This window comes from Histophilus somni (assembly GCF_014202395.1).
GTDB lineage: Bacteria > Pseudomonadota > Gammaproteobacteria > Enterobacterales > Pasteurellaceae > Histophilus > Histophilus somni.
This window is the reverse complement of record NZ_JACHGQ010000008.1, coordinates 1-11,235: the sequence shown is the minus strand read 5'-3', so window position 1 is coordinate 11,235 and position 11,235 is coordinate 1. Positions and strand designations below refer to the sequence as shown.

General features: G+C 36.2%; 15 protein-coding genes. 12 read left to right on the top strand and 3 right to left on the bottom strand.

Annotation, left to right across the window (positions count from 1 at the left end):
• Window positions 1-200 precede the first annotated feature (200 nt).
• The gene (locus HNR69_RS06385) at window positions 201-680 is read left to right on the top strand and encodes a hypothetical protein (RefSeq protein WP_075293411.1); all 480 of its coding nucleotides are present in this window, start codon (window positions 201-203) and stop codon (window positions 678-680) included.
• A 111-nt stretch (window positions 681-791) separates the two neighbouring features.
• On the top strand, window positions 792-1,688 hold the full coding sequence (locus HNR69_RS06380; RefSeq protein ID WP_075293410.1) for a hypothetical protein: 897 nt from the start codon (window positions 792-794) through the stop codon (window positions 1,686-1,688).
• Here the strand turns inward: HNR69_RS06380 and HNR69_RS06375 are convergent.
• Both HNR69_RS06375 and HNR69_RS06370 read right to left on the bottom strand, forming a co-directional pair.
• A complete protein-coding gene (locus tag HNR69_RS06375; protein ID WP_075293409.1) occupies window positions 1,685-1,936 on the bottom strand; it encodes a hypothetical protein in 252 nt (83 codons plus the stop codon). The genes HNR69_RS06380 and HNR69_RS06375 overlap by 4 nt on opposite strands.
• A 285-nt stretch (window positions 1,937-2,221) precedes the next feature.
• Window positions 2,222-2,944 (bottom strand): hypothetical protein, encoded by a 723-nt coding sequence (locus tag HNR69_RS06370; RefSeq protein ID WP_011609878.1) that lies wholly within the window; start codon window positions 2,942-2,944, stop codon window positions 2,222-2,224.
• A 94-nt stretch (window positions 2,945-3,038) separates the two neighbouring features.
• Here HNR69_RS06370 and HNR69_RS06365 point away from each other — a divergent pair, with 94 nt between their 5' ends.
• The 10 genes from HNR69_RS06365 to HNR69_RS06325 all read left to right on the top strand — a co-directional run bounded on the left by HNR69_RS06365 (window position 3,039) and on the right by HNR69_RS06325 (window position 10,041).
• A complete protein-coding gene (locus HNR69_RS06365) occupies window positions 3,039-3,326 on the top strand; it encodes a hypothetical protein (protein WP_041604434.1) in 288 nt (95 codons plus the stop codon).
• 1 nt (window position 3,327) lies between these two features.
• Window positions 3,328-5,358 (top strand): DNA topoisomerase III, encoded by a 2,031-nt coding sequence (locus tag HNR69_RS06360; RefSeq protein WP_075293408.1) that lies wholly within the window; start codon window positions 3,328-3,330, stop codon window positions 5,356-5,358.
• A gap of 762 nt (window positions 5,359-6,120) precedes the next feature.
• Window positions 6,121-6,585 (top strand): STY4534 family ICE replication protein, encoded by a 465-nt coding sequence (locus HNR69_RS06355; RefSeq protein ID WP_075293407.1) that lies wholly within the window; start codon window positions 6,121-6,123, stop codon window positions 6,583-6,585.
• A gap of 123 nt (window positions 6,586-6,708) precedes the next feature.
• Window positions 6,709-6,927 carry a hypothetical protein gene (locus tag HNR69_RS06350; protein WP_075293406.1) on the top strand — a complete coding sequence of 73 codons (219 nt, stop codon included), beginning with the start codon at window positions 6,709-6,711 and terminating at the stop codon, window positions 6,925-6,927.
• 98 nt (window positions 6,928-7,025) lie between these two features.
• Window positions 7,026-7,442 carry a DUF4097 family beta strand repeat-containing protein gene (locus HNR69_RS06345; protein WP_075293405.1) on the top strand — a complete coding sequence of 139 codons (417 nt, stop codon included), beginning with the start codon at window positions 7,026-7,028 and terminating at the stop codon, window positions 7,440-7,442.
• A gap of 98 nt (window positions 7,443-7,540) precedes the next feature.
• Window positions 7,541-7,801: a hypothetical protein gene (locus tag HNR69_RS06340; protein WP_247618151.1), complete on the top strand. Its 261-nt coding sequence runs from the start codon at window positions 7,541-7,543 to the stop codon at window positions 7,799-7,801.
• Window positions 7,802-8,027: 226 nt separating this feature from the next.
• A complete protein-coding gene (locus HNR69_RS06335) occupies window positions 8,028-8,675 on the top strand; it encodes a DUF3560 domain-containing protein (RefSeq protein WP_075293403.1) in 648 nt (215 codons plus the stop codon).
• A 76-nt stretch (window positions 8,676-8,751) separates the two neighbouring features.
• Window positions 8,752-8,892: a hypothetical protein gene (locus HNR69_RS09510; RefSeq protein ID WP_157665519.1), complete on the top strand. Its 141-nt coding sequence runs from the start codon at window positions 8,752-8,754 to the stop codon at window positions 8,890-8,892.
• A gap of 152 nt (window positions 8,893-9,044) precedes the next feature.
• Window positions 9,045-9,377: a hypothetical protein gene (locus tag HNR69_RS06330; protein WP_075293402.1), complete on the top strand. Its 333-nt coding sequence runs from the start codon at window positions 9,045-9,047 to the stop codon at window positions 9,375-9,377.
• A gap of 217 nt (window positions 9,378-9,594) precedes the next feature.
• Window positions 9,595-10,041, top strand: a complete 447-nt coding sequence (locus HNR69_RS06325) for a hypothetical protein (protein ID WP_075293401.1) — start codon at window positions 9,595-9,597, stop codon at window positions 10,039-10,041.
• Window positions 10,042-10,059: 18 nt separating this feature from the next.
• Here HNR69_RS06325 and HNR69_RS06320 read toward each other — a convergent pair whose 3' ends face one another.
• Window positions 10,060-10,989 (bottom strand): hypothetical protein, encoded by a 930-nt coding sequence (locus HNR69_RS06320; RefSeq protein WP_075293400.1) that lies wholly within the window; start codon window positions 10,987-10,989, stop codon window positions 10,060-10,062.
• Window positions 10,990-11,235 lie beyond the last annotated feature (246 nt).

Below are 11,235 nucleotides of genomic sequence, written 5' to 3'. Positions count from 1 at the left end.
TTATTTAACTAAATTTGCTTTATTCATTAAATAATTTAAATATGAATCGATATATCATTATGCAAACAAGTATTCCAATGGAAGATCTCGCAGATATTGAGGTGATTTACCCAACTGATAATGACCATTCTATTTAAGTAGATTTTAACCGCACTTTTGCAAAAAATGAATATCAACAAAATACTTGCAAGGAGGATGACATGTATAATTTAAGATACCCTCTATTTTTGGCTTCTGCATTGCTTATTACAGGTTGTGCCGAACTCTCTGCACTCAATCAAAAAGTAGGCGATTGGGCAGGAGAAATCAATCGTACGCTCAATGCAGATAAACAACAATTCTCGGATACCTTAACCTCTAAACGAGATATTGATACCCTGTATGTACGCATTAAGCGTAATGTAGGGTTTGAAACAATGGAAGAAATGTTGAAATGCGATCCTGAATCAAATAAGAATTGTGCCTGGAAAAAATCTGCAATTGCCGAAGGCGGCTATGTTCATGAAAAAACGCCGGGCGTTTATTATCGAATGGCGGATTCTTTTGGTAATGAGGGGCGGTATTATGTCGCAGTTACCTTAGAAAAAGAGGGCAAAAATACCCTTATTTCTTGGCGGGTGAAAGGGTCTCAAGGCTTTGCCAATCAAATAAAAGCGGATATTTTAAAAGCGGCTAAATAGGTTTGTTTGCTCTAAAACCTCAGTGTTGCCCAATCTTGATGATTGGGCTTTTTTGTTTGCTCATAAGGTAGTAAATGTTATGATTGAACGTAGTTAGATATAGGAGGTGCTATGGATAGAATAAAGTTTGATCAAAATGATAACCAAAATTACCCTATAGATAAAAATCTTTTTGAGAAAAAGACGCGTAAATCCAAACTATTTAATCGTAAAAATGCTTCCAATGAAATTAATCAATATGCTATCTGTCCTGCTTGTAATGGACCTGTACAGGTTATCGGACTCTACAAAAAACTGCTTAATACAGATAAACCTTATGGTAAGCATATTAATTATTCTTTATCGGGATTAGCAACTTATTATCAGGCAGATTATGATTTTTGTCCCTACCGTGCTAAAAGACAAGAATATGATAAAGAGACCAGAAAAGCTGAAGTTAATCCTCTTGTTCTTTCAATTATCCAAAAGCTTGTTCTAAATTTTGACCGTATGATTTATCTGATTTCTAAATACACGGGAATATATATCAGTAAGTCATTTGCATACAGTTTACTGAATGATTACTTTGATAGTAAAGCTTATCTTTATCCCGGTTCTACTCTGATAAATATTCCTTTTATGCTAATGTATTTTATGAGGGCAAATTCATTATTTTATCGAAGAATTGACCTTAAAAGCCGTTTGGCTCAGACTTTAGAAAACTGTCGAGAGATTGTTATCAACAATGGTAAAATATGTAATAACATCGATTGTTATCAAACTTTAGAATTTTACTTTATAGCTCATGAGACCAAGTTAAATCAACATACATTACTTGAAACACTGCTATTTCAAGTAATGCTAAATAATAAACTTATTTATGAAGATAAGTTAAAATTGGATCCCAAATATATTGAAAATATTATACATTTTGATCAAAATAAATTAAGTGAAAAAATAAGAGAAAGTAATAAAGTACTTCTTGGAATAGCAAAAGAAGTCGCACAAGAGAAAGGTTTTACTTTTTAAATCCGGTGAGATGGAATTTCTACTATTTTAGATATTTCGTCCCACCAAGTTTCATGAATAGGTGGTATCACATTTTCATTTTCAGCAAATTTCAAACATTCAAGTAAGGTAGATAAGCTAAGAGAGAAATGATGGTGATTGTCCTGTAATGAAAAAATAATAAGCTCATCACATTGATGGCATTCCGGTGATTTTACATTATTAAGAATAGCTCGATTTGATAATACGTCATTATGATGTTTTTTCATTAAATGCTCTCCTAGTTAATACGAATTGAGTAATAACGAACTTTATCATAGGAATAGAATAAAGCTCGTTATTAATTCAATTTAGTCATAAGAGAAAAAATGGTTGTTTATGAAACAGATATTTATTTAATTATCAAAAATATGATTAAATGAGTGCTTATTATATTGTCTTTTCTTCTCTCTAAATTCACTTTTATCGATCTCCTTGCCGGCATTGGTAGATTTCATTTTACCTTAAAAGTATTAGGTGTTGCCCAATCTTGATGATTGGGCTTTTTGTTAAGATTATTTATTTATGAAACTATTTTCTTTTAGTTTTACCGTTTTACCTTCAGAATGGACAAACCATTTATTAATAGCAATAATTTGTTTATTAGATAATGTTAGTTTTTTATGCAGTTGGCTTAAAACATTCTTGATAAAGGTTAAATCTGAATCTGAATTATATTTAATAAACGATAATAACCAATACTCAGCTGCATAGACAGATTGTAAATTTTGATATGTTAAAAGAGGACATTTATTTCCATACATGGCTTGTTTTATATAATTCTCATCTTGCTCAGAAATTTTACCATTAATGGTGTATGAATGATAAATATCATCTAGTTTTTTGGAGGTAAAAATAGACTTTATATGGGATAACTTTTCAAAGCGTAAGGTTAAATAGGCACTTACTGCATTCTCATCAAGATAGTTATGTACTTGTGCGTCCTCTTCAGAGGTGAAGTTTTCATATTCTATATCAATGTTGTTATTTAATATTTTTTGCGGTATTAGTTTTTCAGAATGAGGTTTATCTTGTAATATGCATCCTTTCGTTATATCTATTATGTTCTCATCATAGTTTGTTATATTAGATTTTTTCTTAGCACATGTTGGTCCAGAAAATGCGAAATCACCGTATTCATTTTGAATCAAGATTCCTTTACCTGAGTTAATTATCCTATTGCAAAATTTGCATTTAACGGTTTCTGTAAAATCGACTCTAACTTTTTTCCATTTCATATTTATTTCCACATTTAAAAGAATAAAAAATTGTGAGCAAAAATCGTTATTGATTAAATATCCCTTAAATTATCATTTAATAACGGAACACATAATGGATTTTCCCCGAACTCGTCATCAAGTATTGCATGAATTGCAGATTGAACTTGAAAATTGGGTACTTCAAGCTGAAATCGAAGATATTAAACATTATTTGATAAGTATTCATGGGGGTGTTTATCCCGATGATTGGGAGGATATTGTCCTGTTTCATTTCATTAAAAATCGCAATAATTGTCATTACATTCAATCTTGCTCTTTCTGTCAAGAAATTGTTTCAGCGATTTTAACAATTTCAGAGACGAGTCGCCCAGAGTTAAAAACATTATTTCAAGGTAAGTGAAATGAAACTCTTTCTATGCGAAAAACCCAGTCAGGGACGGGATATTGCAAAAGTGCTGGGGGCAACACAAAAAGGGGAGGGTTATTTATCAACCGCTGATGGCACAATTGTTGTTACTTGGGCGAGAGGGCATTTGGTTGAGCATTTCTCGCCGGAACAATACGATCCCGCACTTAAGGCATGGCGATTAGATACTCTCCCGATTATCCCTTCCCAATGGCAAGTTTCCCCTAAACCTGATGCAAAAAAAGAATATAAAACCGTGATGACATTGCTGAAAAAAGCACGCACGGTAGTGATTTCAACTGATATTGATCGAGAAGGGGAAACTATTGCCCGTGAATTATTAGATATTGCGGGCTATCGTGGACATATTCAGCGGCTGTGGATCACTGCACTTGATGAAATCAGTGTGCGTAAAGCACTCAGCCGGCTTAAAACCAATGAAGAAACCTTGCCTCTTTATTATGCCGGGCTTGCTCGCAGTCGGGCAGATTGGTTAATCGGAATGAATTTTAGTCGAATGTTTACTCTTTTGGCACAACAACAAGGTTATCAAGGTCCGCCACTTTCGGTAGGGCGAGTGCAAAGCCCCACATTGGCACTGGTGGTGAATCGAGATAAGGAAATTGCTCATTTTGTTCCAACCTATCATTATGCATTGATGGTACAAGTCTGTGGAACCAATGCTCAGTCTTTTGAGGCAAGCCTTTTGGTTCCTGAACAATATTGTGATGAAGAGGGGCGTTGTTTAGAGATAAAGGTGCTTCAGCAAGCGGAACAACAGATTCGTCAGGCGGGACAAGTGTGTGTGCAGAATGTAGAAACGAAGCGAGAAAAAGAAAGTCCGCCGTTACTTTTTGCATTAAGTGATTTGCAGGCGGAATGTAATCGCCTCTATGATTTAGGTACACAACAAGTGCTTGATATTGCACAATCCCTCTATGAAAAACACAAAGCAACTACCTATCCGCGTACGGATTGCGGTTATCTTCCTGAAGCACAATTACTTGAAGTGCCTCAGGTCATTAATAGTCTGATGCAGTCAGATGCCAAGTTACAGCCTTTGCGAGTACAGCTTAATTTGAGCCAAAAATCCCGTGCGTGGAATGATAAAAAAATTACCGCTCACCATGGGATTATTCCCACAACACAGCCGGTTGATATTGCTAAAATGAACGAGAATGAGTTTAAAGTTTATGACTTAATTCGTCGGCGTTATCTCGCACAATTTCTACCGCACTTTGAAGTGGATAAAACCCGAGTTAGGTTATCTTGTGGAGAGCATCAATGCATTGCAAAAGGTCAAGTGATTGTGAGTGCAGGTTGGAAAGCCTTGTTTCGAGCGTCTAAAGAAGAGCAGGGAGAGAAACAAGGTTTGCCAATACTGAATAGTGGGCAAATGTTGAAGGTGATGAATACGGAAATAAAATCACTTAAAACCACACCGCCTGCACACTATACAGAAGGTACACTGCTCACGGCAATGGTGAATGTCGCCCGTTTTGTTACAGATGAACGGCTAAAGAAACAATTACGTGAAACGGAAGGTCTGGGGACAGAGGCTACTCGGGCAAGTATTATGAAAACCCTTTATGACCGCGGTTATATCAAGAAAAAAGGGAAATCCATTGTGGCGACAGACGCAGGCGTGATGTTGATTGATAATTTACCGACGGTATTAAAAGATCCGGGGTTAACGGCATTATGGGAACAAGCATTAAATCAAATTGCCGAGAACCAAATGAGCTTGCAGGAATTTATGCAAAAGCAAGAACAGTTTGTTCTCCATCTTATTCAAACCTGTGGACATCAAGGTATCAAAATGGGCAATATAGATATTAAAAAATGCCCACAATGCGGTAAGCCACTTCGAAAAATGAAAGGGAAAAATGGAGATTTCCTAGGTTGTACGGGCTATCCGAAATGCAAATATATTGAATCCGGTGCGAAAAGAAAAACATCTGCCGGAAAAGTTACCCCTATCAACCTTTCTCAACAATTTGCAAATTTGCGTCAAGCCGTCAAATAAGGTAGTATGAGCACCGAAAATAAACCATTTTAACATTGTCAGTTATCAATGTTGTGCCGAAATACCCTTAGCACTCTGGAAGAGGGTTCTGTGATACCGGGAGCGTGTGTTTTTCATCTTTTTATCGACAATGGCGTGATTGCTAAGTTGTGATAACATTTTATTAAGTGTTATCACGACTTAGCAATGCGTTGCTTCTTTATCCCTGCCAGAGCCCACTGGTGAAAAATTGGGTGCCCTTTGTATCGATTGAGATGCCTCCGTTATACTGATTAAAGACCACAATGTAATCAGGTAGATGAGATAAGAAATCAAACATTGTAACGAAGATGGGATGATTTCAAAAATCCGTTTATATTGGTCAATTTTTCACAATCTTTTTTCAGTTTTTCATCTTAAAAGGTAAATAAGCCATTGATGAAATGTGTCATCAATGGCTTATTTGCTTTTAGTTAGGAAAAAATTATTTTATTTGTCTTTTTAATTTTTGCTAGGAAAGTGCGGTGTATTTGCGGTTAAATGGAGACATTAAGTCGCTACTTTGTAGCCCTTAAAAGTTGCCAAACACTTGAAAGAGCAACGGACTAGCCCGCTGTGGTAGTTGTGTTAACATCAGCCGAAATGTCATCAGCATTCTGAAAAGATGACTCTGTGAAAAACAGGAATGCTGTCTCATCTGTTTAACCCTGGCGGGAAACATTTTTCCCGTATTGGGTAAGGATGTTTCTCCGCTTTTTTTATTTTTACTTTAGGAGAAACGTTATGTCTAACTCATCAGCACAAAAAAACTTTTTTAACCTTCACACAACCGGCTTAGGTTATTTAAACAATATCCGTTTAGTTGAGCCGAAAAAAGGAACACCTTTCTATTCTTGCGATATTGCTGCATTAGTAGGAGAGTCTTCTCAGCCTGAATACCGTTTTTTCAACTGTAATGTTGTTGGGAAAGATACGGAAAATCTGGTTAAACGTTGTCAAGATGCCGTGAATGCTAACAAAAAAGTCCTGATCGCATTTGTAATGTCAGACCTTTGGTTTGATACTTTTACCTATCAAAAAGAGGGTAAAAATCACAAGAAAGGCGATACAGGTGTAGCATTGAAAGGTCGCTTGATCAATATCAAAATGATTAAAATTGATGGTGAACTCAAATATCCTAATCCTACTGAAGCAAAGACAGAAAATGTTGAAAATGCCGATGTAGAATTAGCAACACCAAAAGCTTAATCATTACACTGATGATGCACAAGCACGACCGTTGATTATCAGTCTTTTATTCACTTACCCCGCATAGGGAATGATATTCTTTATGGTGTCATTCCCTTAATTTTATGAAAGGTGGTGAACAATATGATTCACAAATTTTTTAACAAAATTCCAGCGAAAACGTTGCAATATATTGCGGAGGATTTTCGTAAAATGGGCACCATCGCCGGTGTTGGATTAATTGGTTTTGTCTTAGCTAAAGATAATATTGATGAAATAGAGGCTTTCGTACTCTTCACTGTCGGTATTACCTTTTGGCTATTGGGGTTGCTTCTCAATATTCTTGCGATATTGCTACATTAGTAGAACACCAAAAGCTTAATCATTACACTCAACGGAGAGACTGGCACGCTTGTTAGTCTTTTTCTTTATCTTCATTTTCTTTTTAGCAGGAGAATACAATGAAACAAGGTATTTATATTAATGGAAAACCTGTTTTCACTCAGATTTCTCACAACAATGTGAAAAATATGGTTGTCTCATCACAAACTATCTCAGTAGAGAATGGACAAGTGTCAATTCAAGCACCACAGCTTACCATTGATGGTCAGGTGGTTGTGCTTGAAAAGGCACCCATTTTACACATCGAAGTCTTTGGCAATGTGAATTACATTGATGCGAGCAATTTCGTCGATATTGCGATAACAGGTAATGTCGAATGTATTGAAATGGTCAGTGGTGATGTGTCGATATACGGTGATGTGTCGATATACGGTGATGTGTCAGGTAATGTTAAAACCGTGAATGGTGATGTACAAGCACAACGGATACAGGGAGCGGTCAATACGGTTTCAGGTGATATTTATCGTGATGATTAGCTTTCGTTTATCAGATGATAAATTATCCAACATTTTGTTTTTTACCTAAATTCCCTTATACTTCTTTACACTAAATGGAGATGACTATGGAGATTCCAATGTCCCAAATTCGTTTTGACAAATTGCGTTTTGTAAAAAAATTACAAGAAGCAAATCAATCTTCTGAAATGGCAGAAGCCTTAGCTGATGCTTTAGATGATGCATTAGGACAAACTGTTTCCCCCTTAGTAACAAAAGACGATTTGAAGGAATTGAAATTGGAGCTAAGACAAGAAATGTCCCAACTTGAAGTCAGATTAACTTCTGCGATGTATAAAATGGCAGGGTTTATTTTGGCAGGCGTGGGGGGGGGGTATTGATGGGCTTAATGAAATTTATTCATTAACATCCAAGATACCAATCAGCATCGTTAAAATTGGGAGCTGATTTCCAGAAAAAACGTGAAAGCGGATAAACAAGCCAACCCCGTTAACTTTTCACATTAAATCTGCCTATGTTTGAATAGGTAGATTTCAATTTATACCCATTGGGGAATATTTTCCCTTGTGGGGCAGATATTCCCCCGTTTTATTAGGAGAATATCTTATGTCACTTAATACTTATGCAAAATTTGTCCCAAACGTATTTTTGGCGAAATGTCCCGAACCTCATCAACGAGGGGATATTGTCACACTAACCAGTAAATATGGGAAAGAAACGGAAGTAGAAATCTACAACCTTGTGAAGCAACAAGATGACTTCTATTTTTATTCTTTCGTGCGTTGCGATGGCGTAAATCATCAGACATATGCACTTAAAAAAGCAGCACATTATCAAACGGTGGCAGATAATGCACAAACGCGTAGCGAAAAGTATTGTGAAGCAGCAAATGAAGGACGTGAGTTTTTACGCTTAGGTGAACCTATTAAAGTAGGACATCATAGCGAAAGACGACACCGTGCTTTAATTGAACGCAATGCCGGACGTATGGATAAAGCCGTCGAAGAAATGCGAAAAGCCGAGCAATATGAGGACAAAATCCCTTATTGGCTGGAGCGTTCAGAAGTCATCGATTTATCTATGCCGGAAAGTCTTGCATATTTTCAGTTTGAATTGGCGAAAGCCAAGGAAAACCATCAAGATTTGAAGGATAATCCGGATAAACGTCTGTGTCGCTCTTCACTCACTTATGCCAAGAAAAAAGTCAATGAATTGGCAAAAAAAGTGGAGTTAGCGACATTACTTTGGGCTTAATTTATCTAAAAATCTAAAAAGTGTGTTGCAATAGCACCGCACTTTACGCACCACGAAGCAACGTTGTTAAGGAGGCTTGTATGAACTGGTGGTTATTAGGGTGTCAAGTGTTTTAGTCCTAGCAGCAGGCACTTTTACCGCTTTGGTATATTGGGCAAATTGGGATCTGATTTCCGGAAAAAACGTGAAAGCAGATAAACAAGCCAAACCCCATTAACTTTTCACATTAAATCTGACTATGTTTGAATAGGTCGATTTCATTTTATACCCATAGGGGAATATTTCCCCTTGTACACCATCTTAACCCTAGAGGGAAATACTTCCCTTTAGGGTGTGTTTCTCTCTGATTGATTACTAGGAGAAACAAATATGTACTACGATAACAATGTTAGCCAAAATTTAGCAGATTGGGAGGACATTCTTTATCATTTTAATGCCACGATTGAAGATAGTGAGGTTTGGGAGGTTGCTCGAAGTTTTAAAGAAATCCCTCACTTTGGTAACATTTACCAAAGCCTCGTTATCGGACGGGTCGAAAGTCTATTCTTTGAACACATTGGGTTAGAGGAGAGCGATGAGAGAGTTAAGGTATTCACCTTTGTAAATGGATTGGATAGTCATTTTTGCATTAACGGCGAAGCAATTAACACGCTTGATGAGTTTATGGCAAAAGTGGAAGAAATCAAATCCACATTACATTAACGTCCAAGTATGGTGAATGTTCATCGTACTAGTAAGTAAAATTAATTAACTCACTCACCCGTTTATTATGTAATAAACGGGTTTTTTATCGTCATTTTTGAGTGCTTTTTGTTATTTCTCTTATTTTAACTATTGGCAAAAATGAATTTCTGATTTGTTTAACAAAATTCTCCCGTATAGTAAAAGATTGTTATCACCGTTATTGAGGAGCACTACCGTGGAAATTTTGTTTCGTCATCACGATGACTTATTTAGTTTATCTTTAAAAGAGATGATAGAAAGCCTCATTTGGTTAAAAGATAAAGGATTTACCCCTAATATTCCTGACCAATGGATTAAACAAGTTGTTTGTGCTATTGAGTCCTCTCCACATCAACCTTACCTCTATTCACCTTGGTATGCACGTATTGATCCTACTCATCATATCACCTTTCAATGCAATTATTGTGATGAAAATTTTGCTTTTCTGATACAGAAAAAATACTTTGATCTAACCTCAGTTTCCCCTCAAAAAACGGTTTCCCGTTTTACGTTTCCTATTACCCTGTTTTTGGATACCCTCAAAAAATTAGAAATTAGGGGGGAAATTCCCACGCTACCCATAAATTTTTGGTTAAGATTATCGGGGCGTTATGCAGATTTTGACTATTGGTATCAACACTAAGCCGATCATCGCTTTTTATTACTCAATAAGTTTATTGGCGATAGCTAAGTAGTTATGCTGTCGTTTATCCTCATTTTTTCTTGAAAAAATCAATTTTTGGTAGAAGTCATAGTCGAATTGGATTTCTGTTGTCCACAATACATTGTTTAGAGGATTTTTCGGATCATTAAAGTCAAATTTATCTTTTTCTTCAGAAATTGAGTAAGTCATTTTTTCAATAATCTCCCCATTTTCTTTTGCGATAACTTTATGTGAATGAAAACAAAATGCGATGGTTGTAAACTTATTTGGTTTGTTTGTAATGGTATAGCTAGATTCATTTTCAATAATTTCGATATCTTTACTCTGTTTTAAGGCACCAATTAATTCAGGTGATTTTCCATATTTTTTTGAAATACGCTGCTGATACAAAGATTGGCTGTTACTGAGATAAGCAAAAATCCAAGGCGTATTTCGCAAGTCTGCTCCCGTATAATATTGACCTCTACTGGAAAGATAAGTGATTAACATTTTTTCTGCTAAGTTAGGTGTAATTTGGATACCTGTTGTCACCTTTAGCAGATAAATTATCCGATCGAATTGTGCTTTTAGTTGGTTAAGAATTTGAATGGCCAAAGGAGAGGCTACATTCCTTCGCTGTGTACGAACATAATTCTGTCTGGCTCTATATTTGCAACAGTGATAATCTTCCACATTATTCACTGCCAACCCCATGACGTTATAACCACAATGTTTTCCATATCGCCTCTTGTCTTTTGGTTGTCTAATCATGCCGATAAGTTCTATCGGGTTATTACAACCGGGACAAATAGCATAAGCGGTTAATATACCTTTTGGATTATGTTGATAATAGGGAGATTTTCGTTGTGTAAGCATTTCAAACTGTTCAGAACTATTTCCTATGTGATATTCTTTTTGGGTATTTATGCTTAGTTTATAAATTTTCATTATTCCTCCTCACCATATCATTTTAATATAAAATACCATACTCATCGTTTTTAGGTATTTATTTCTGCTGCCAAAATAAAAAATTATTCCACTTCCGTCTCATCTTCTCCATATTGACATCCTCCCCGCCTAAAGGCAGGGGATTCCTACTAGCTCCCACAGCAAGCTGTGGGCTACTCTCGGCGGGTTTCTACTGCTGATCTCTATTGAGATTCACTTCATAGACGCTTCGGGTATGTCCTACCC